This window comes from Paraburkholderia sp. BR14312, assembly GCF_040948675.1.
In the GTDB taxonomy this organism is placed as follows: domain Bacteria; phylum Pseudomonadota; class Gammaproteobacteria; order Burkholderiales; family Burkholderiaceae; genus Paraburkholderia; species Paraburkholderia nodosa_A.
The window spans coordinates 331,218-350,784 of record NZ_JBFPKI010000011.1; the positions used below are offsets into that span (position 1 = coordinate 331,218).

The window sequence follows — 19,567 nt, forward strand, 5'->3', positions numbered from 1 at the left end:
CATCGCCCGATAATGCAAGGAAGACCGCGTATGTCGCAATTCGCCGTGGACAACCCGTTTCTTGAAACGCTCGGCGTGAGCGTCGCGCAGTGGCGCGAGGGCTACGCGGAGCTCGTGATGCCCATCGACGCCTCGAAGCTCAATCGCCAGGGCGTGCTGCAAGGCGGCGCGATTGCCACGCTGCTCGACGCTGCCGCCGGCTACGCGGGACTCTTCGCGCCGGGCGGCGACCCGCCGCGTCATGGCTTCACCCTCTCGCTCACGACCAACTACCTCGATAAGGGGCTTGGTCAGTTCGTGCGCGCGAAGGGGTTTCTGGAGCGCGGCGGCCGTTCGATCTTCTTTGCGCGCGCCGAGGCGTGGGTGGACGATCGTTTGCTGATCGCGAGTGCGCAGGGGACCTTCAAGTATTCGTATCCGAAGAAGGCATGACCGAAACGCCGCCCATTTGAATCGGTATCCGAAATAATTTCGCTGAAAAGCAGAAGCCCGCCGCTTCGACTGAAGGGCGGGCTTTTTAACGCTGGGCGCGGGCACTTATCCCAGCAGCAGCGCGTCGTCGTCGAGCTTCTCGTGGCGGGTCTGCTCGAACATGCGCAGGAGGTCCGGCACGTCGAGGCCGCGGCGCGCATCGCCCAAGACGTCGAGCACAACCTGCCCCTGGTGCAGCATCACCGTGCGTTGTCCGTAGTCGAGCGCCTGGCGCATGCTATGCGTGACCATCATGGTCGTGAGCTTGGCCTCTTCCACGATCCGTGCGGTCAGCTCCAGCACGAACGCGGCCGTTTTCGGATCGAGCGCCGCCGTGTGCTCGTCGAGCAGCAGGATGCGCGAAGGCTGCAGCGACGCCATCAGCAGACTCACCGCCTGGCGCTGGCCGCCCGAAAGCAGGCCGATGCGATCGGACAGGCGATTTTCGAGGCCCAGATTCAGGAGGCGCAGCTTCGCGCGGAACAGCTCGCGATCCTGCTTTTTCAGCGCGGGGCCGAAGCCGCGGCGCTTGCCGCGCGCCATCGCGAGCGCCATGTTCTCTTCGATGGTGAGCGCCTCGCAGGTGCCGGCCATCGGGTCCTGGAACACGCGCGCGACGAGATGCGCGCGGTCCCATGCCTGTTTCTTCGTGACGTCCTGGCCGTCGATGGTAATCGTGCCGCCATCCACCCTCTGGTCGCCGCTGATCGCGTTGAGGAAGGTGGACTTGCCCGCGCCGTTCGAGCCGATCACGGCCACGAACTGGCCGCTCGGGATGTCGAGCGTGAGGCCGCGCAGCGCGCGCGTTTCGATCGGCGTGCCGGGGTTGAAAGTCAGTTTGAGGTCTTTGGCGCTGAGCATCTCATGCCCTCCCGTTCTTGCGGCCAAACAGCTTCTTGCGCGTGGCGGGCAGCACGAGCGCGATCGTCACGAGCACTGCAGTAACGAGATTCAGGTCCTGCGCCTTGAGGCCGATGAAGTCGCTGTTGAGCGCGAGCGCAATGAAGAAGCGATAAAGAATCGCGCCGAGCACGGCGGCGAGCGTGGTCAGCATGAGCCGGCGCGCGGGCAGGATGCTCTCGCCGATGATCACGGCCGCAAGCCCGATCACGATGGTGCCGATGCCCATCGAAATGTCCGAGCCGCCCTGGGTTTGCGCGAAGAGCGCGCCGGCCAACGCGACGAGCGCGTTGGAGAGCGCCATGCCGGCGAGCGTCGCGCGGCCCGTGGCGATGCCCTGTGCGCGCGCCATGCGCGGGTTCGCGCCCGTCGCGCGCAGCGCGAGGCCGTATTGCGACGAGAAGAACCAGTCCACGCCGAACTTCGCAGCCAGTACGACGACGAGGAGCGCGAGCGGACGCAGCACGTAGTCGGGCAGCCAGGCGGGCTGGATGATCGTGAATACCGTCGACTCGGAGATGAGCGGCACGTTCGGCGCGCCCATCACGCGCAGGTTGATCGAATAGAGCGCGATCATCATCAGGATGCTCGCGAGCAGATCCATGATCTTCAGGCGCACGTTGAGCCAGCCGGTGATGAAGCCGGCGATGGCGCCAGCGACGACCGCACAGGCGGTGGCGAGAAACGGATCGTGACCGGCCGCGATCAGCGTGGCGGCGACGGCGCCGCCCAGCGGGAAGCTGCCGTCGACGGTGAGGTCGGGGAAGTTGAGGATGCGAAACGAGATCAGCACCCCGAGGGCCACGAGACTGAAGATCAGGCCGATCTCGAGCGCGCCCAGAAGCGAGTAGAGGGACATGGGGAAGAATCCTGTTGCGGTCTGCGGCGGCGGTGCGCCGGAATCGACGCGCGGCGCACCGCCCGGATGGGGCGGCGCGCCGTTGCGCGTGTAATGGCCTTTATCGGGCCAGGCAGTGTGCCTGCGTGCGATGCGCCATGCCTGCGCCTTACTTCACGACCGTGGTCGCGTCTTTGAGCAGGTCGGCCGAGAGCGTGACGCCCTGCTTTTGCGCGGCGGCCGGGTTCACGAACAGTTGCAGCTGGCTGCTGGTTTCCGAGGCGATCGTGCCCGGCTTCTCGCCCTTGAGAATACGCACGACGACCTTGCCCGTCTGGTGGCCGAGGTCGCTGTAGTCGATGCCGAGCGCCGCGATGGCGCCGCGCTTCACGCTGTCCGTATCGGAGGCGACGAGCGGGATCTTCGCGTCGTTGGCGACCTTCACGAGCGCTTCGTAGGCCGAAACGACGTTGTTGTCGGTGTTCGTGTAGATCACGTCGACCTTGCCGATCAGGCTCTTCGCTGCGGGGCCGATGTCCACGGTGCGCGGCGCGGCGGCTTCCTTGAGCGTCATGCCCTGTTGCGCGAGCAGTGCCTTGAGCGCCTTCACGACGACGACCGAATTCGCTTCGCCGGGGTTATAGACCATGCCGACGGTCTTCGCATTGGGCACGACGCGCTTGATGAGCGCGACCTGCTTGTCGAGCGGCAGCTTGTCGGAAACGCCGGTCACGTTCGTGCCGCTCGGCGTCCACGTCTTGACGAGCTGTGCGGCCACCGGATCGGTCACGCCCGAGTACACCACGGGTACGGACTTCGTTGCGGCCACAACGGCTTGCGCCGACGGCGTCGCGATGGCCACGATCGCGCTCGGGTTGTCGCCGACGAACTTGCGCGCGATCTGTGCGGCGGTGCCCGTGTTGCCCTGCGCGCTCTGGTATTCCCACTTGAGGTTCTTGCCGGCGTCGTAGCCCGCGGCCTTGAGTTCGTCGCGCACGCCGTCGCGGATCGCGTCGAGCGCGGGATGCTCGACGATCGACAGCACTTCCACGGTCGCGGTTTCGGCGGCGCGTGCGGCGGCCGAAGTCAGCGCGAGTGCGGCGGCGCCGGCGAGCAGGGAAAGGGTGGCGGCAGCGGCTGCCTGCTTGAAGGTCTTCATTCTGTTTGATCTCCCCCAGTGCTGGGTTCTTGCGGTTTTTTCGGATCTGCACGGTGTGGCGTCGCCGGCTTCACGCGTGGCGCGAGAGCACGCGGCATGCGCCGTAGTGGTGCATGCGGGCGCGGCGAGGGAGCGAGGATACCACCGTCTCTTGCGGGGCTGGAACGCGGTGCCGAGCCAGTGAGGCGGGCGCGCCACGGTGTCGCGCGGATTAATTCGAACTCACTCGATTCGATTATGAGAAAAATTCGTGCTTTAACGAAAGCTTTCGCGGTTCCATAGTGGAAGGCGGAAAAGTAGGGCGGTGTGAGATTTATGGTGCCAGTTCAGCGAATATAGAACTTCAATTTTAAGGATTTCGTAATATTTGTTCTTTGAAATCAATGATTTGGCGCATTTTGCATTTAGGGTAATCCCGATTGATCGATTATGGGATCGACGCTTTTATCGCGATAAAAGATTAACTTTTAAAGTTATTGCAAGATGCCATTCGTCGATCAGATTTCATTGGAATTAAAATAACGATCGACAGCGCGTAAAAATCAAGAAATGCAGGAATTCCATACATCCGCGCCAGTCGGTCATCGCAGCCCGGTGACTAGTCTGCCGTCCGCCCGAAAGACTATTTTCACGAGCGTTTTCAAGCGCTTTCCGACATGCCCCTCTATTGACCGATTTCAAAACTCAACTCGATATCCGAAAAAACCCCTGGTTGCGGTGAAATGGGATTATTGATAGCATCCGCCGGTCGCTGATTCAGGCCGGTCCACCTTTCCGGTACGAATTGCAGCGAACGGGGCAGGCGGAATGCTTGCGCAACAGAGTCTGTAACTCAGCAGTCTCTCCGAACTCAGCCGCCTACCAGGGCGCTGATACACGCCGGGCCCCGTCACGTCTTTTTTCTCTGGTGCTCGTCGTGGTTGTTCCCCATTGAAGATCATTGGGGCGCTGTTCGTTTGCGCAGGTCATTCCGTCTGACCGGTTGACCCGAAAACAATCGAGGAGCTCCTGATGATGTCGTTGTCCCGCCTTACCTCCGTTTCCGTGGCCGCCGCGCTGCTCGCATTTGGTGCAAGCGCAAACGCCGACACCGTGAAGATCGCCATTGCCGGCCCGTTCAGCGGCCCGGTCGCCCAGTACGGCGACATGGTCAAGGCGGGCGCGCTGACTGCGATCGAGCAGATCAACGCCGCCGGCGGTGTGAACGGCAACAAGCTCGAAGCCGTCCTGATGGATGACTCGTGCGAGCCGAAGCAGGCTGTCGCCGTCGCCAACAAGATCGTTTCGCAGCACATCCAGTACGTGGTCGGCCACGTCTGCTCGGGCTCGACGATTCCCGCTTCGGACATCTACGAGAACGAAGGCGTCGTGATGGTCACGCCGTCGGCCACCGCGCCGCAGCTGACCGAAGGCAAGAAGCGCCAGTTCATCTTCCGCACCATCGGCCGCGACGACCAGCAAGGTCCGGCTGCCGCCGCCTACATCATCAACAAGGTCAAGCCGAAGAAGGTCGCGATCCTGCACGACAAGCAGTCGTACGGCCAGGGCATCGCCACCTCGGTCAAGGCCGCGCTCGACAAGGCGCACATTCCTGTCGTCGTGTTCGAAGGCATCAACGCCGGCGATTCGGACTACTCGGCAGTCGTCACGAAGCTCAAGTCGCAGGGCGTGGACTTCGTCTACTTCGGCGGCTATCACCCGGAAATGGGCCTGCTCATGCGCCAGTCGCGTGAACAGGGCGTGAAGGCCACATTCATGGGTCCGGAAGGCGTGGGCAACAAGGACGTGACGGCCATCGCCGGCCCGGCTTCGGAAGGCATGCTCGTCACGCTGCCGGCCGACTTCGCTTCGGACCCTGCCAACGCCAAGCTCGTGAAGGCCTTCGCCGACGCCAGGCGCGACGCCAACGGCCCGTTCCAGATGCCGTCGTACGCGGCAGTCGAAGTGATCGCCGACGGCATCGCCGGCGCGAAGAGCACGGACCCGACCAAGGTCGCGGCCTACCTGCACAAGAACGCGTTCAACACGCCGATCGGCAAGGTCGAATACGACGCACAGGGCGACCTGAAGTCGTTCCGCTTCGTCGTCTACACGTGGCACAAGGACGCCACCAAGACCGCTGCGAACTGATCCCGGCGCTGCACGCTGCCAACGCCCCGCCTTCTCGTGGACGGGGCGTTTTTATAGCGGTTGTGCGCGCAACTAAAAAAGGGTTGGTACGGTTCCAAAGGTCTCTCCACAGGTCTCTCATCGGCTTCACGGCCGCGGGGCTTACGCATGAATGATTTTCTTCCTCAGTTCACCCAGCAGCTCGTCAACGGGCTCACGCTGGGTGCGATCTATGCGCTGATTGCCATCGGCTACACGATGGTCTACGGCATCATCGGCATGATCAACTTCGCTCACGGCGAGATTTACATGATCGGCGCCTATGTGGGCCTCGTCACGCTCACGGCCATCGGCACCTCGGCGGGTTATCCGCTGCCGCTCGTGCTGGGCGCGGCGCTCATCGTCTCGGTGGTGGTCACCGGGCTCTACGGATTCTCGGTCGAGCGCGTGGCGTACCGGCCGCTGCGCGGCGGGCCGCGCCTCGTGCCGCTCATCTCCGCCATCGGCATGTCGATCTTCCTGCAGAACTATGTGCAGATCGGGCAGGGCGCGCGCGACGTGTCCGTGCCGATGCTCATTTCCGGCGCGCTCGACTTCAACATGGGCGGCAACTTCGAAGTGACGGTTCCGTACTCGCGCATGCTGATCGTCGGCGTGACGCTCGTGCTGATGATCGCGCTCACGCTCTTCATCTCGCGCTCGCGCATGGGCCGCGCGTGCCGCGCCTGCGCGGAAGACATGAAGATGGCGAACCTGCTCGGCATCGACACGAACCGCGTGATCTCGTTCACCTTCGTGCTCGGCGCCATGCTCGCGGCGGTGGGCGGCGTGCTGATCGGTCTCACGATCGGCAAGCTCAATCCGTATATCGGCTTCATCGCGGGCATCAAGGCGTTCACGGCCGCGGTGCTGGGCGGCATCGGCAGCATTCCGGGCGCGATGCTCGGCGGCGTGCTGCTCGGTCTCGCCGAAACCTTCGCGTCGGGCTACATGCCTGCAGAGTACAAGGACGTCGTGGCCTTCGGCCTGCTCGTGCTCGTGCTGCTATTCCGTCCCACCGGCCTGCTCGGCAAGCCGGACGTCGAAAAGGTGTGAGGTCGAAATGAGTCAGACTGTTTCGGTTCGCGTGGCAGCAGTTGGCCCGTCCTCCTCGCAAACGGTGAAAGGCGCGCTCGCCGCCGCCGTGGCGACCATCATCCTCACGGCCCCCATCCTGGGCCTGCAACTCACGCTGGATGGCTATCAGGTCGTGCTGCAGCAGCACTGGCGCCCGGTGTGGATCGCGGCCGCCGTAGTGTTCGTGTTCCAGCTCGTCAAGCCGATGTTCGTGCGCGCCACGAGTCACGTGCGCTTGCCCCGGGCCCCCGCGCTCGGCGCGCGTCAGCAGCGCGTGGCGATCTGGGTGCTGCTCGCGTTCGGCGCGGTGTTCCCGTTTCTCGGTTCGCGCGGCGCGATCGATGTGGCGACGCTCGCGCTCATCTACGTGATTCTCGGCCTCGGCCTCAATATCGTGGTGGGCTTCGCGGGTCTGCTCGACCTCGGCTACGTGGGCTTCTATGCAGTGGGCGGCTACACGTATGCGCTGCTCAACCAGTACTTCGGCTTCACGTTCTGGGAATGCCTGCCGCTCGCCGCGCTTGCCGCGGCCACCTTCGGCTTCGTGCTCGGCTTCCCGGTGCTGCGCCTGCGCGGCGACTATCTCGCCATCGTCACGCTCGGCTTCGGCGAGATCATCCGCCTCTTGCTCAACAATCTCACGAGCATCACGGGCGGCCCGGACGGCATCTCCAGCATTCCCAAGCCCACCGTGTTCGGCTTCGAAATGGCCCGCCACGCGAGCGTGGAAGGCGCGAAGACGTTCAACGAGTTGATCGGCATCGAGTACAGCGGCGAGCACATGGTGATCTTCCTGTACCTGCTCGCGCTCGTTCTGGTGGCGTTCACGCTGTTCGTCACGAGCCGCCTGCTGCGCATGCCCATGGGCCGCGCCTGGGAAGCGCTGCGCGAAGACGAGATCGCGTGCCGCTCGCTGGGCCTGAACCCCACGCGCATCAAGCTCTCGGCGTTCACGCTGGGCGCGTCGTTCGCGGGTCTCGCCGGTGCGTTCTTCGCGGCGCGCCAGGGGCTCGTCACGCCCGAGTCGTTCACCTTCATCGAGTCGGCGCTGATTCTCGCCGTGGTGGTGCTGGGCGGCATGGGCTCGCAGCTGGGCGTGGTGCTCGCCGCGGTCCTGCTCACGGTACTGCCCGAAGTGGCGCGCGGCTTTGCCGAATACCGCATGCTGATCTTCGGTCTGGTGATGGTGCTGATGATGATGTGGCGTCCGCAGGGCCTGTTGCCCGCGAGCCGTCCGCACGTGGAGTTGCCGCAATGAGCGCACAAGCGTTGTTGAAAGTAGCCGGCTTGCAGATGCGCTTCGGCGGTCTGCTGGCCGTGGACGGCATCGACTTCGACGTGCGTCCGGACGAAGTCTTCGCGATCATCGGGCCGAACGGCGCGGGCAAGACCACGGTGTTCAACTGCGTGGGCGGCTTCTACAAGCCCACCGCGGGCGACATCGTGCTCGAAGGCCACGCCATCACTGGCCAGCCGAGCCACCAGGTCGCGCGCCGCGGCCTCGTGCGCACGTTCCAGAACATTCGCCTCTTCAAACAGTTGACGGTGCTGGAAAACCTCATGGTCGCCCAGCACCTGAAGGTCAACCGCAACATGCTGAGCGGCCTGTTCGCGACGCCCGCCTATCGCCGCGCCGAAGGCGCCGCGCTCGAGCGTGCTGCGTACTGGCTCGAGCGCGTGGGCCTGAAGCAGGTCGCGAATCGCGAAGCGGGCACGCTGTCGTACGGCCATCAGCGCCGGCTCGAAATCGCGCGCTGCATGATCACCGATCCGCGTCTTCTGATGCTCGACGAACCCGCGGCAGGCTTGAACCCGCAGGAAAAGGTCGAGCTGCAGCAGATGGTGGACGGCCTGCGCAACGAGTTCGGAATCTCCGTACTCCTGATCGAGCACGACATGAGCCTCGTGATGGGCGTGTCGGACCGCATCCTGGTGATGGAGCACGGCAAGCCGATCATGATCGGCAAACCCGACGAAGTGCGCAACGACCCGCGCGTGATCAAGGCCTATCTCGGAGAGGACTGATGCTGAAGCTGGAAAAGGTCCATACCCACTACGGCGCGGTGCAAGCGCTGGCGGGCGTGTCGATCGAAGTGAACAAGGGCGAGATCGTCACGCTGATCGGCAGCAACGGCGCCGGCAAGACCACGCTCATGATGACCGTGTGCGGCACGCCGCGCGCATCCGCGGGGAAAGTGACGTTCGAAGGCGAGGACATCACGCGCATGCCCACGCACGAGATCATGCGCAAGGGCATGGCGATTTCGCCGGAAGGCCGCCGCGTCTTCCCGAGCCTCACGGTGCTCGACAATCTGCAGATGGGCGGCTTCTTCGCCTCGCAGCACGAGATCGATGCGGGCATCGAGCACGTGTTCAAGCTGTTCCCGCGCCTGAACCAGCGTGCGAAGCAGCGCGCGGGCACGATGTCGGGCGGCGAGCAGCAGATGCTCGCCATTGGCCGCGCGCTCATGAGCAAGCCGCGTTTGCTGCTGCTCGACGAGCCCACGCTCGGCCTCGCGCCGCTCGTGATCGCGCAGATCTTCGACATCATCCGCACGATTCGCGAAGAGGGCGTGACGGTGTTCCTCGTCGAGCAGAATGCGAACAAGGCGCTGCACGTGGCCGATCGCGGCTATGTGCTGGAAACCGGACGCGTCGTGCTCGCCGATAGCGCCGACAATCTGCTCGCCAACGACAACATCAAGCGCGCCTACCTGGGCGGTTGATCGTCGCGGACAAGACCGCACTGCGGCCCGCGCCATCCGCGTTCGTCGAACGCGGGATGCGCGGGCCGCTTCTTTTGCGTCGACGAAATGTCGAATCAATCGCCGCGTGCAATCGCAAGCTGCGCGATCAGACGCATCAGCTCGGCCTGGCGGCGCGTGGTGGTTTTCGCGAACACGTGATGCAGATGCGTGCGCACCGTCGAGGGCAGCACCTGCAGCACTTCGGCCACGTCCTTAGGGTTGAGGCCCTTGCCGACCTCGCAGGCCACGCGCGCTTCCGCGGGCGTGAGTCCAAACAGCGCGATAAGACGCGTTTCCACGCCGCGCCGCGACGATTGCGGATCGATCACGATGAGCATGGCCGTGCCGGCGCGCGAGCCGTGGGCGAAATAGTCGGCGTGACGGTGCTCGCCTAGCGGCGAAATGAGCGCCTGCAGCGGTTCGTCGGGCGGCTGGCGGGCGATCAGCATCGCGCCGCCGCTGCGCCCGCGCACGTCGCGCCCCGCGGCTCGCGCAATCAGCGAGCGCAACTGCTGGGTGGCGGCAGCCGTGGCGGCGCTGAGCACGGCGTGTTCGGTGCGCAGCCCGTTTGCGCGCGCGAGCTGCGCCGTGGCGGCGCGATTCGCGAACACGATGTGCGCATCGGCGTCGACGATCAGCACGCCATGCGCGAGCGCGTCGAGTGCGTCCGCGGGGGCATTCGCGCTTTGATCGCGCGAGGCGAGGGTGCGCGCCGTGTGCCGCTGCACGCGCAAGGCATTGCGCAGATGTGGCAGCAGCGTGCGCAGCGCGTCCAGTTCGTCTTCGCTATAGAAGCGCGTTTCATGGCGCAGCGCGCCGAGCACGGCGGCCATATCGCCTTCACGCAGCACGTTGGCGAAGGCCACCGTGTAGAAGCGCTGCGGGCGCACCCACTCCTGCACGAAGGCGCTGCGTTGCAGACTCCCCTGCGAGTGGATCATCGTGTCGGTGACGAGCGTGCCGGCGGCCCAGCGGCGCACCTGCGGCACGAGCGGATCGAAGCCGCCGTAGTGCTGCGCGTACGATTGGGCAAACGAAGCGTCGATGCCGTCCCACTCGGCGAGCGAGAACGTGCTTTCGGGCGGCAGCATGGTGAGATTGACGTGTTGCGCGCCGATGCGTTGCGCGATGCGCGCACACACATCCGGCCAGCGTTGCGCGTCAAAGCCGGCATCGTAGATCGCGTCGATCAGGCCGCCGGTATCATCGGGCTCGCCGTACCGAGCGCGCGCGCTGTGTGCCACAGTATCGATAGCCGCGGCGTGTGCGGCCGTGGTGGGCCCCATGATGGTCTCCAGGCTGGAAATTATCGACGGCAGAAGGCCGCAGGGCAGGCCGCACGAGGCTGCATACAGGGCCATGTGGCACTGCAACGACGCAAGGGGGCGCTCAGGGCTTGAATCCACGTTTGCAAACGGCGGGCGGGAGGGGATGCACTGCAACATCCCGGGGTACCTATTCTGAATGAATAGACGATCAAACCTACGATTCGCTTTCGTCAGAAGAGATTTCGGGTTTCGTTACATCCGATGCATTGCGGGTACTGGACAAGCGCGCCGCGCTCACGATAATTGAGCGTCCAAACAGGCGCGCCGCACGGGGAAAAGGCGGTGCGCGTCAGTGAAAGTCAGAGAAAGCGGAGAGTCTTTGGATGTCTGAAGAGTACGAAGTGCATGGACCGCACGACCACGCGGTCGAACACGCCGCGGCGGGCCATGGCGGCCACGGCGAAGGCGATCCGTTCCCGGGCCGCATGGCGGTTATGACCGCCATCCTCGCTTCGATTGGAGCGATCTTTGCCTACCAGAGCGGCAACAGCGAGAACCAGGCGCTCTACTACAAGAACGAAGCGGCGATCCGCAAGACCGAAGCCGCGAATCAATGGGCTTACTATCAGGCGAAGGGCGAGAAGCAGAACCTCGCGGAACTGGGCGCGCAACTCTCCGCGCTAGCGCCGAATTCGGACGCTGCGCAGAAGCGCTTTGCCGCCGACGCCGACCGTTATCGCCAGCAGAAGGAGCCGATCCGCGCCAAGGCGGAGGCACTCGAAAAAATCGTCGAGCAGGACGATGCGCTCAGCGAGCACGTGCTGCATGGCCATCATCGCTGGGCACAGGCCACGACGCTCATCCAGATATCGATCGCGCTCACGGCGATTACGCTGCTTACGCGGCGGCGCTGGCTCCTCAATACGTCGGTGGGCGTCGCGATCGTCGGGGTGGGGCTGGGCGCGTTGGCGTTCTTCGGCGGCTGAACGCTCACCCGCCGCACACGATCGCCGTGAGCAGCAGCGGCACGACCGATTGCACGGTGGCGTCGCTGTTGGTTTCGCGCACGCGTGAGCGCACCTTCTCCGCAGGCGCGGACACCACCACACCGTAGAGCGGCGAGGTGATTTCCTTGCCGGCGCCGCGCTTGAAGAGCGTGTCGTCGCGGTCGTAGCCGAGCACCACGTAAATGGGGAACCCGAACGCGCTCAGGCGGCTGCCGCGCACCGGGCTGAACGCGTTGACCGAATTCGCTTCGACGCGGCTCGGCTCGGGCTCGATGGATTTTTCGTCAATCAGCGACGAAATGAATGTGTGAGGATCGGACTTGCAGTCGAACTGCTGGTCGTGTGTGGCGGATTGCGTGGCTTGCGCATGCGCGGCCACCGGGACCAGCAGGGCGGCAAAAGCGGCAAGGCCGCTCAGCGCACTCCGCAGCGTGGCGGCCGGGAGCGCGAATATCACGGGAGTGTAGTGCTTGGTCATAGCTACGAGCAGCAATGCCGAGAGAAGACCGGATGACTCCATTCGACAGCCGGACTTCGTTCGTGTTCAAAGCTTACGGCACATAAATTGCGCGGGCCGTGCGCCCGCGCACATCTTCATGCTGGATGGGGGCGGCTAGAGCATTGACTTCGCCTGGCTCAGGATCTTGTCGCAGACCTGCTTCGTGGCCTCCTCCTTGAGGCCGCCGCCCGTGAGGTCGAGCTTCTGTCCGTTGCCGGCCGTGAGGATGCCGCTCGTGCCCTGCGTATAGCCGCTATCCGTCGTGTTCGCGCCGCCGGGCAGCTTGCCGAGCAGCGAATCCTTCACGTTGCTCGCGGCGTCGGCGTTCAGGTAATTGTTCTTGATGCAGTACTGCAGCACGCCGGTGACATTGCCGAGACTGTTCGAGGTGAGCGAGGGTGCCGAAAGCGAGTTGCCGAGGCCGCCCAGATTGCCGAGCGCGCCCTGTGCCGAACCGCTGTTGCTGCCGCCCTGGTTGAGCAGGTTGCCGAGCTGCGCCTGTGCGGCGCCCCAGGGGGCGAGCAGCGCCAGGGTTATGGTGGCCATCAACGCCGAGGCGATGCGCGGCGTGGCGACGCCCGGAACAGACGTTTGCATACACGAATCTCCGTGGTGGTTCAGTGCGCCCTTACTATAGACGGATTCGTTTAGCTGGCTTCGCTACGTGACGCCGCACGAGCGTTCGGTTGGCGGCGGTGCAACCGCTGCGAGGTGCGACCGCCGGGACTCGCCGTGAACGTTTCATGATGCATCTGATGTTTTCATCGCCATGTCATTTGTTGCGGGCACAACGATAGCGCTGCAGGAGCAAATCTGGCGTTCGTCGAGGCGGATATGTCTTAAGTGGTATGCATGCGTTCGGAATTGCGTAGGGCGCGGTTCGTGTGCCAGCTACGCAACGATTGAACCTGTTACAAGTGTATCTGCGCTGTAAACACTGCGTTTCAGGCCTTTTTTGGCGATCTTTCCGGCTATTCAAGGGTGAGATTGTTTCGAACCGTAACACTTATTACGGCCCTCCTCATCGGCTGGTTTCAGGTGGTATGCTTCCTGCACAATTCTCCCTTGCACGAGTGAGACCACGTGTATTGCGTCAATACAGTGAAAGAACGCACTGCCAGAGTGCGCATCGCGACGCAAATGAACACGTCATACAAGCATATGGTGCAACCGAGCTAGCCAACGCGGGCAACAAGATCCGCAGGCCAGTGCTCCGTCACTGCAGCCCCGGTCCGGCTGCGTGGAGAACAGCATGAATTTCGAAGAACTGAGCGACGACGAGTGGATGCAGGTGTCTTCGCTCGTGTCAGATGAACCTCCAATCAGGCTCAACCGGCGCGGCCGCCCTCGTGCCGAGCCGCGCGTCGTGGCCAATGCCGTCCTGTGGATTCTCACCACCGGTGAGTCGTGGTCGCGTCTGCCCGCGCGTTATCCGTCCGGGCCTACCTGCCGTCGACGTTTCGAGGAATGGCATAGTAGCGGCACGCTGATCGAACTGGTCGAGCTGCTCTCGCAGCGCGGCCGCAAGTTCGTTTATGTGCCGCAGCCGGCGCAGGCCGATGCGCAACCCGTTGCAGTCGCAGTCGAGGAAGTCGCCGAGGACGATGGCCAGCCGGCCGTGTTCTGGAAGAGCCCCGAAGCCTGGCAGGCGCCCGCTGCGCTCGCCGACGCGCCGCTTGCCGATCCCATGGAAAGCATGATGCGTCAGCTCGCGGGCGGCGAAGCGGCATTGCCCGTTTCGATCGACGCGCCTGTCGTGTCGGCCGCAACGAGTGCAACGACTGTTGCGAGTGCGACGCGTTCGCAGAACGATGCGCCGTTCGCACCGTTCTCGCCTTCCCGCGTGAGCAAGCCGGTTGCGACTCGCGCGATGCCGCGCGACGCGTCGCATCGCAGCGCGCATCCGGCGGGCGGCGTGGTGCAGGTCGCGGAATGGCGCGGCTATACGATGAGCCTCACCGTGCAGCCCGTGCGCAACCGCATGTTCCGCGGGGCCGTGGAAATTCTCAAGGATGGCAAGCGCATCGAGCGCTCGGGCCTGATCGGGCCGCCGTTCCAGGATCGCGAATCCGCCAGGAATTTCGCCTTCGACTGGGCGCGTGAATGGCTCGATCGCGAAGGCATCGCTGAGTCCGCGTCCGGCGTTTCGTGGCCGGGTTCGCATCCGGCCAAACATGCCGCGTCGAAGGGCGCTGCACCGAGCGCTTCGCAAACGGCGCTGCCCGACGTCGCACCGCACGCGCCCATCCAGGCGCCAGGCGTGACGCGCGGCGATCCGTCCAATGCCGCCGCCGCGCGCGCGTTGCCTCCGGCGGTGCCGGGCAGTGTGCGCCTTGCGCCGCTGCAAGCGCCGGTACAGCGTTACACCGCCACGGGCGCACTGCTCACGGGCAGCGAAGCCAATACGACGTCGTCCGGCACCGCCGAGCGACGCACCGATGGCACGACCGGAACGCGCTACCGCACGCTCTCGCGTTGATCTTGCAAGGCCGCGCGCGTGATGCGCGCGGCCTTCCTGCATGGCCGCTACTGCTTTCTTCACTGCCTGCCGTACTGATCGTCGAGACGCACGATATCGTCTTCGCCGAGATACGAGCCCGACTGCACCTCGATGATTTCGAGCGGCATCTTGCCCGGATTTTCCAGTCGATGCGACACGCCAAGGGGGATGTACGCTGACTCGTTCTCCGAAACGATGAAGCGTTCTTCCCCACGCGTGACGAGCGCCGTGCCGCGGACGACGACCCAATGCTCGGCGCGATGGTGATGCATCTGCAGCGAGAGACGTGCGCCCGGTTCGACCACGATCCGCTTGACCTGGAAGCGCTCGCCGCTGTCCACGCTGTCGTAGTGACCCCATGGGCGATGCACGAGGCGGTGCGCCACGGCTTCGGTGCGGCGTTCCTGCTTCAGGCGCTGCACGATCTTCTTGACGTCCTGGGCGCGCGAGCGGTCGGCGACGAGCAGGGCGTCCGGGGTCTCCACGACCACGAGGTCCTTCGTGCCGAGGCAGGCCACGAGCCGGCCGTCAGAATGCGCGAAGGTATCGCTGGCGCCTTCGAACATCACGCGGCCGTGCGCGACGTTGCCTTCGTCGTCCTTCGGCGAAACCTGCCAGACGGTGTCCCATGAACCGAGGTCGGTCCAGCCTGCCGTCAGCGGCACGACTACGCCGCTCGCGACCGTCGGGTCGCCGGAGAGCGGTTCCATCACGGCGTAGTCGATCGAGTTCGAAGGCGAACGTGCGAACGCTTCGCTATCCACGCGGAAGAAGTCGCCGTCGGCCTTGCCGTTCTCGATCGATTCCGCGCATGCGGCGTAGATGGCCGGATGGAAATGGCGAATCGCCTTGAGCCAGGTCGATGCGCGCACGATGAAAATGCCGCTGTTCCACCAGTAGCGCTGCGAAGCGACGTACTGCTGCGCCAGCTCGAAATAGGGCTTTTCGACGAAACCGTTCAGACGCCGCGCACCGTTGGGTTCGCCATTCGCGAGCGGCTCGCCCACGTGAATGTAGCCATAGCCCACTTCGGGATGCGTGGGCACGATGCCCATCGTCACGATCTGGCCATTCGCGGCATGACGCACGCCTTCGGCCACGGCGTTCTGGAACGCTTCGAGGTCGGCAAGCGCATGGTCGGCCGGCATCACCACGAGAATGCCGTCTTCGTGCTTTGCCGCCACCGACATCGCGGCGATCGTGAGCGCGGGCGCCGTATCGCGGCCCACGGGCTCGAGAATCAGACGCGCCTGCTTGCCCGCCGCGCGAACCTGGTCGGCAGTGGTGAATCGATGTTCTTCATTGCAGACGATCAGCAATTCCTCTGCGAGCGTTACGCGCTCGGCGAGCGCATCGAGGCGGCCCGCGGTGTTGGCCAGCAGCGACTGCTCGCCAACGAGGTTGATCATCTGCTTCGGATATTGCTCGCGCGACAATGGCCACAACCGCGAGCCCGCGCCGCCCGCTAGCACTACAGGGCACACCTGCAATGCACTGCGCGTTTCGGCACGCGTCTGGGACGCTTTTGCCGATGCCGTAGCGGAACCCGTATCCGTCATCTCGCTCTCCTGTAAAAGGTATCGGTGATGCGATTTGTAGCATGCTTAAAATCGTCATAAATCGAGTCGTAAAGAAGAAAACGGAAAATATTCGAATTAAATTTAAATCATGCTTCCGTCACAACAGAATTCAGATAAAAAATTCAATAAAAATTCCGTTGCAGGTCGCCGCAATTTCTTGTCGGAACCCAAATTCAGGCGTCATGGCAGGAAAAATCTGCCGGAATGACCGGGTTGTGAACCAATGCAGGCGTGTGTTCCGGTAATCTTTGCCGACAAAAGCCGCGAAAAATTGGCCCGCAAGGGCCGAAACAATTGGAGATACTTTTAAGGCTTGCGGCCAGAATTTTTATCGCGCCTTATTAGGGTTTATTCGGATCAGAATTCGCGACGCCAGACGTTTTTTTTGTGGCGACGCAGTCCCAGAAACTTTTGAAGCGACCGGCCATGATTTGCAGTGCGTGGCCGCGATTCATTTTTTTAAACCCGAGGTGCCGGACATGCTCAGCGTTCTAGCCAGAATTTTCGACGTTGCCGCCATCGCCGCTGGAGCGCTGCTCGCGGCCGCCTTGCACCGTGGCCAGCTCGTGCCGCTCACCGACGCGGAGAGCGTGGCGCTCGCGTTCAACTGCGTGCTCGCGATCTGGATGTTCCCGGCGTTCGGCATCTACAAGTCGTGGCGCGGCAAGTCGCTCTACGTCCTCTTTGCCCGCGTGTGCGCAGCCTGGCTCGCCGTGGAGGGCACGGGCATCCTGCTGAGCTTCAGCCTGCACCGCGCCGATTCGCTCTCGCGCCTGTGGCTCGCGTACTGGGTCGTCGCCTCGGTGGCGCTCCTGATCCTCTCGAAGGCGCTCGTGCACATGGTGCTGCGTGGCATTCGCCGCGAGGGCTACAACCAGAAGGCCGTGGCGGTGGTGGGCGGTCCGCGCTACGGCCGCTTCCTGATCGAACACATGCGCTTTCACCCGGAAGCGGGCTTTCACCCGGCGCTCGTGTTCGACGAGGACAGCGACGCCGATGGCGCCGCCGCAATCGACGGCGTGCCCGTGGAGCGCAACCTGCAGGCGATGCTCGAGTTCGTGCGCAAGAACGAAGTGCGCGAGCTGTGGCTCGCCTTGCCGATCACCAAGGAGCGCACGATCCATCGCATCGTCACGGCCTTGCGCAACGACTTCGTGAACATTCGCTTCATTCCGGACGTGCGCAGCCTGTCGTTCTTCAGCCAGCCCGTGGTCGATCTGCTCGGCGTGCCGGCCATCAATCTCGCGGCCTCGCCGGTCACGGATCTGCGCGTGCTGCCCAAGCGCGTGTTCGACATCGTGTTCGCGGGCGGCGTGCTGGTCGCGCTCGCGCCGCTGCTGGCCGTGATTGCGCTTGCCGTGAAGCTCACGTCGAAGGGCCCGGTGTTCTTCAAGCAGCGCCGCAAGGGGCTGGATGGCAACGAGTTCGAAATCTACAAGTTCCGCTCGATGAAGGTCCATGCGGAAGTCGCGGGGCAGATCACCCAGGCGCGCCGCAACGATCCGCGTGTGACGCGCGTGGGCGCGTTCCTGCGCCGCACGAGCCTCGACGAGCTGCCGCAGTTCATCAACGTGCTCAAGGGCGAGATGTCGGTGGTGGGTCCGCGCCCGCACGCGCTGGCCCACGACGACATCTACAAGGACCTCGTGCGCGGCTACATGGCGCGCTATCGCATCAAGCCGGGCATCACGGGCTGGGCGCAGGTCAACGGCTTTCGCGGCGAAACCGATCGCGTGGAAAAGATGCGCGACCGCGTGCGCTTCGATCTGCACTACATGCAGCACTGGAGCTTCGCGCTCGACCTGCGCATCGTGGCGATGACCATGTGGAAGGGCTTCGCAGGCCAGAACGCATATTGAGGCGAAGCGAGTGCGCGCGATGCAAATGTGCGCAACGTTTCGCGTGACATGAAGAATCAATCACTTTTGAGGTGGGCATGAATCTGACGATCATTGGCAGCGGTTATGTGGGTCTCGTGACGGGCGCCTGTCTTGCCGACATTGGCAACGACGTGTTTTGCCTCGACGTCGACGAACGCAAGATCGACCTGCTCAATCAGGGCATCGTGCCGATCCACGAGCCGGGCCTGAAGGAAATCATCGAGCGCAATGTGCGCGCGCGCCGGCTGAAGTTCTCGACCGACGTGGAAGCGGCGGTCGCGCACGGCGACGTGCAGTTCATCGCCGTCGGCACGCCGCCCGACGAAGACGGCTCCGCCGACCTGCAATACGTGCTGGCGGCCGCGCGCAACATCGGCCGCCACATGACCGGTTTCAAGGTGGTAGTGGACAAGTCCACGGTGCCGGTGGGCACGGCTGCGCTCGTGCACGACGCGATCGCCTCCGAACTGCGCAAGCGCGGCGAGAGCCACATGTTCTCGGTGGTCTCGAACCCGGAGTTCCTCAAGGAAGGCGCGGCAGTCGAGGACTTCGCGCGGCCCGACCGCATCGTGCTCGGCTGCAACGACGACGTGCCGGGCGAGCGCGCGAAAGAGGTCATGAAGCGCCTGTATGCGCCGTTCAACCGCAATCACGAGCGCACGCTGTACATGGACGTGCATTCGGCCGAATTCACCAAGTACGCGGCCAACGCCATGCTCGCCACGCGCATTTCGTTCATGAACGAACTCGCGAATCTCGCCGACCGCGTCGGCGCCGATATCGAGGCCGTACGCCGCGGCGTGGGCTCGGACCCGCGCATCGGCTACGACTTTCTCTATGCGGGCTGCGGTTATGGCGGCTCGTGCTTCCCGAAAGATGTGAAGGCGCTCATGCGCACTGCCGAGGATTTCGGCGAGCCGCTGCAGATCCTGCGTGCCGTGGAGTCCGTCAATGAAGCGCAGAAGCAGGTGCTCGCCCAGAAGATCGTTACGCGCTTCGGCTCCGACCTCACCGGCCGCACGTTCGGCGTCTGGGGGCTCGCGTTCAAGCCGAACACCGACGACATGCGCGAGGCGCCGAGCCGCACGCTCATCGCCGAACTGCTCGCGCGCGGCGCCACGGTCAAGGCTTACGACCCGGTTGCGACCGCCGAGGCGCAGCGTGTACTCGCGCTCGATCTCGCGCACGCGCCGGAACATCAGGCGCGGCTGTCGTTCGTGAACGACGCGATGGAAGCCGCGAGCGAAGCGGATGCCGTGGTGGTCGCCACCGAATGGAAGGTGTTCAAGGCGCCCGATTTCGAAACGCTGAAGTCGCAGCTGAAGATGCCGATCGTGTTCGACGGCCGCAATCTCTACGAGCCGTCCGCGCTGCAGGAACTCGGCATCGAGTACCACGCCGTGGGCCGTGCGAGCGCGACGCAGGCAAGCCGCGCGCGCGCCGAAACCGCCGCAACGCAGGCAGTGGCCTGAGCGGTGCCGGGCTTCGTGCTT

The 19,567-nt window shown here is 64.1% G+C and carries 17 protein-coding genes; 10 read left to right on the plus strand and 7 right to left on the minus strand.

All coding sequences use genetic code 11. The annotated features are described in order from the left end of the window. The first annotated feature begins 30 nt into the window (after positions 1-30). The gene (locus tag AB3X98_RS29525) at positions 31-432 is read left to right on the plus strand and encodes a PaaI family thioesterase (protein WP_368606621.1); all 402 of its coding nucleotides are present in this window, start codon (positions 31-33) and stop codon (positions 430-432) included. Positions 433-537: 105 nt separating this feature from the next. Here AB3X98_RS29525 and AB3X98_RS29530 read toward each other — a convergent pair whose 3' ends face one another. The 3 genes from AB3X98_RS29530 to AB3X98_RS29540 all read right to left on the minus strand — a co-directional run bounded on the left by AB3X98_RS29530 (position 538) and on the right by AB3X98_RS29540 (position 3,368). Further along, complete coding sequence (locus AB3X98_RS29530) at positions 538-1,332, minus strand: ABC transporter ATP-binding protein (RefSeq protein ID WP_368606622.1); 795 nt, start codon at positions 1,330-1,332, stop codon at positions 538-540. A gap of 1 nt (position 1,333) precedes the next feature. Then, positions 1,334-2,230: an ABC transporter permease gene (locus AB3X98_RS29535; RefSeq protein ID WP_069266063.1), complete on the minus strand. Its 897-nt coding sequence runs from the start codon at positions 2,228-2,230 to the stop codon at positions 1,334-1,336. Between the two features lie 148 nt (positions 2,231-2,378). Further along, complete coding sequence (locus AB3X98_RS29540) at positions 2,379-3,368, minus strand: ABC transporter substrate-binding protein (RefSeq protein ID WP_368606623.1); 990 nt, start codon at positions 3,366-3,368, stop codon at positions 2,379-2,381. A 1,014-nt stretch (positions 3,369-4,382) separates the two neighbouring features. On the opposite strand from AB3X98_RS29540, the gene AB3X98_RS29545 reads away from it, so the two are divergent. The 5 genes from AB3X98_RS29545 to AB3X98_RS29565 all read left to right on the plus strand — a co-directional run bounded on the left by AB3X98_RS29545 (position 4,383) and on the right by AB3X98_RS29565 (position 9,319). Continuing rightward, positions 4,383-5,498, plus strand: a complete 1,116-nt coding sequence (locus AB3X98_RS29545) for a branched-chain amino acid ABC transporter substrate-binding protein (RefSeq protein ID WP_069266179.1) — start codon at positions 4,383-4,385, stop codon at positions 5,496-5,498. Positions 5,499-5,645: 147 nt separating this feature from the next. Then, the gene (gene livH / locus AB3X98_RS29550; RefSeq protein ID WP_368606624.1) at positions 5,646-6,572 is read left to right on the plus strand and encodes a high-affinity branched-chain amino acid ABC transporter permease LivH; all 927 of its coding nucleotides are present in this window, start codon (positions 5,646-5,648) and stop codon (positions 6,570-6,572) included. A gap of 7 nt (positions 6,573-6,579) precedes the next feature. After that, positions 6,580-7,851: a high-affinity branched-chain amino acid ABC transporter permease LivM gene (locus AB3X98_RS29555; protein WP_368606625.1), complete on the plus strand. Its 1,272-nt coding sequence runs from the start codon at positions 6,580-6,582 to the stop codon at positions 7,849-7,851. Beyond that, complete coding sequence (livG, locus tag AB3X98_RS29560) at positions 7,848-8,618, plus strand: high-affinity branched-chain amino acid ABC transporter ATP-binding protein LivG (protein WP_368606626.1); 771 nt, start codon at positions 7,848-7,850, stop codon at positions 8,616-8,618. The genes AB3X98_RS29555 and livG overlap by 4 nt, the downstream gene beginning before the upstream one ends. Continuing rightward, positions 8,618-9,319, plus strand: a complete 702-nt coding sequence (locus AB3X98_RS29565; protein WP_069266058.1) for an ABC transporter ATP-binding protein — start codon at positions 8,618-8,620, stop codon at positions 9,317-9,319. Before livG ends, AB3X98_RS29565 begins: the two co-directional genes overlap by 1 nt. 95 nt (positions 9,320-9,414) lie before the next feature. Here AB3X98_RS29565 and AB3X98_RS29570 read toward each other — a convergent pair whose 3' ends face one another. Beyond that, the gene (locus AB3X98_RS29570) at positions 9,415-10,626 is read right to left on the minus strand and encodes a helix-turn-helix transcriptional regulator (protein WP_069266057.1); all 1,212 of its coding nucleotides are present in this window, start codon (positions 10,624-10,626) and stop codon (positions 9,415-9,417) included. Positions 10,627-10,991: 365 nt separating this feature from the next. On the opposite strand from AB3X98_RS29570, the gene AB3X98_RS29575 reads away from it, so the two are divergent. Beyond that, the gene (locus AB3X98_RS29575) at positions 10,992-11,594 is read left to right on the plus strand and encodes a DUF4337 domain-containing protein (RefSeq protein WP_069266055.1); all 603 of its coding nucleotides are present in this window, start codon (positions 10,992-10,994) and stop codon (positions 11,592-11,594) included. Between the two features lie 4 nt (positions 11,595-11,598). On the opposite strand, the gene AB3X98_RS29580 is transcribed toward AB3X98_RS29575, so the two are convergent. Then, positions 11,599-12,135 (minus strand): hypothetical protein, encoded by a 537-nt coding sequence (locus AB3X98_RS29580; RefSeq protein WP_256094817.1) that lies wholly within the window; start codon positions 12,133-12,135, stop codon positions 11,599-11,601. Between the two features lie 93 nt (positions 12,136-12,228). Further along, positions 12,229-12,660 carry a DUF2501 domain-containing protein gene (locus AB3X98_RS29585; RefSeq protein WP_368606636.1) on the minus strand — a complete coding sequence of 144 codons (432 nt, stop codon included), beginning with the start codon at positions 12,658-12,660 and terminating at the stop codon, positions 12,229-12,231. A 706-nt stretch (positions 12,661-13,366) separates the two neighbouring features. Between AB3X98_RS29585 and AB3X98_RS29590 the strand changes: the two genes are divergently transcribed. After that, the gene (locus tag AB3X98_RS29590) at positions 13,367-14,593 is read left to right on the plus strand and encodes a transposase (RefSeq protein ID WP_342947149.1); all 1,227 of its coding nucleotides are present in this window, start codon (positions 13,367-13,369) and stop codon (positions 14,591-14,593) included. Between the two features lie 59 nt (positions 14,594-14,652). On the opposite strand, the gene AB3X98_RS29595 is transcribed toward AB3X98_RS29590, so the two are convergent. Next, positions 14,653-16,173 (minus strand): mannose-1-phosphate guanylyltransferase/mannose-6-phosphate isomerase, encoded by a 1,521-nt coding sequence (locus AB3X98_RS29595; protein WP_342947150.1) that lies wholly within the window; start codon positions 16,171-16,173, stop codon positions 14,653-14,655. A 500-nt stretch (positions 16,174-16,673) separates the two neighbouring features. Between AB3X98_RS29595 and AB3X98_RS29600 the strand changes: the two genes are divergently transcribed. Continuing rightward, complete coding sequence (locus AB3X98_RS29600) at positions 16,674-18,053, plus strand: undecaprenyl-phosphate glucose phosphotransferase (RefSeq protein WP_368606627.1); 1,380 nt, start codon at positions 16,674-16,676, stop codon at positions 18,051-18,053. A 77-nt stretch (positions 18,054-18,130) separates the two neighbouring features. Further along, on the plus strand, positions 18,131-19,546 hold the full coding sequence (locus AB3X98_RS29605; protein ID WP_069266050.1) for a UDP-glucose/GDP-mannose dehydrogenase family protein: 1,416 nt from the start codon (positions 18,131-18,133) through the stop codon (positions 19,544-19,546). Positions 19,547-19,567 lie beyond the last annotated feature (21 nt).

Bases quoted from the DNA above. Each gene is read 5' to 3' on its own strand.
- AB3X98_RS29525 (WP_368606621.1), top strand. From the start codon at position 31: ATGTCGCAATTCGCCGTGGACAACCCGTTTCTTGAAACGCTCGGCGTG.
- AB3X98_RS29530 (WP_368606622.1), bottom strand. From the start codon at position 1,332: ATGCTCAGCGCCAAAGACCTCAAACTGACTTTCAACCCCGGCACGCCG.
- AB3X98_RS29535 (WP_069266063.1), bottom strand. From the start codon at position 2,230: ATGTCCCTCTACTCGCTTCTGGGCGCGCTCGAGATCGGCCTGATCTTC.
- AB3X98_RS29540 (WP_368606623.1), bottom strand. From the start codon at position 3,368: ATGAAGACCTTCAAGCAGGCAGCCGCTGCCGCCACCCTTTCCCTGCTC.
- AB3X98_RS29545 (WP_069266179.1), top strand. From the start codon at position 4,383: ATGTCGTTGTCCCGCCTTACCTCCGTTTCCGTGGCCGCCGCGCTGCTC.
- livH (WP_368606624.1), top strand. From the start codon at position 5,646: ATGAATGATTTTCTTCCTCAGTTCACCCAGCAGCTCGTCAACGGGCTC.
- AB3X98_RS29555 (WP_368606625.1), top strand. From the start codon at position 6,580: ATGAGTCAGACTGTTTCGGTTCGCGTGGCAGCAGTTGGCCCGTCCTCC.
- livG (WP_368606626.1), top strand. From the start codon at position 7,848: ATGAGCGCACAAGCGTTGTTGAAAGTAGCCGGCTTGCAGATGCGCTTC.
- AB3X98_RS29565 (WP_069266058.1), top strand. From the start codon at position 8,618: ATGCTGAAGCTGGAAAAGGTCCATACCCACTACGGCGCGGTGCAAGCG.
- AB3X98_RS29570 (WP_069266057.1), bottom strand. From the start codon at position 10,626: ATGGGGCCCACCACGGCCGCACACGCCGCGGCTATCGATACTGTGGCA.
- AB3X98_RS29575 (WP_069266055.1), top strand. From the start codon at position 10,992: ATGTCTGAAGAGTACGAAGTGCATGGACCGCACGACCACGCGGTCGAA.
- AB3X98_RS29580 (WP_256094817.1), bottom strand. From the start codon at position 12,135: ATGGAGTCATCCGGTCTTCTCTCGGCATTGCTGCTCGTAGCTATGACC.
- AB3X98_RS29585 (WP_368606636.1), bottom strand. From the start codon at position 12,660: ATGGCCACCATAACCCTGGCGCTGCTCGCCCCCTGGGGCGCCGCACAG.
- AB3X98_RS29590 (WP_342947149.1), top strand. From the start codon at position 13,367: ATGAATTTCGAAGAACTGAGCGACGACGAGTGGATGCAGGTGTCTTCG.
- AB3X98_RS29595 (WP_342947150.1), bottom strand. From the start codon at position 16,173: ATGACGGATACGGGTTCCGCTACGGCATCGGCAAAAGCGTCCCAGACG.
- AB3X98_RS29600 (WP_368606627.1), top strand. From the start codon at position 16,674: ATGCTCAGCGTTCTAGCCAGAATTTTCGACGTTGCCGCCATCGCCGCT.
- AB3X98_RS29605 (WP_069266050.1), top strand. From the start codon at position 18,131: ATGAATCTGACGATCATTGGCAGCGGTTATGTGGGTCTCGTGACGGGC.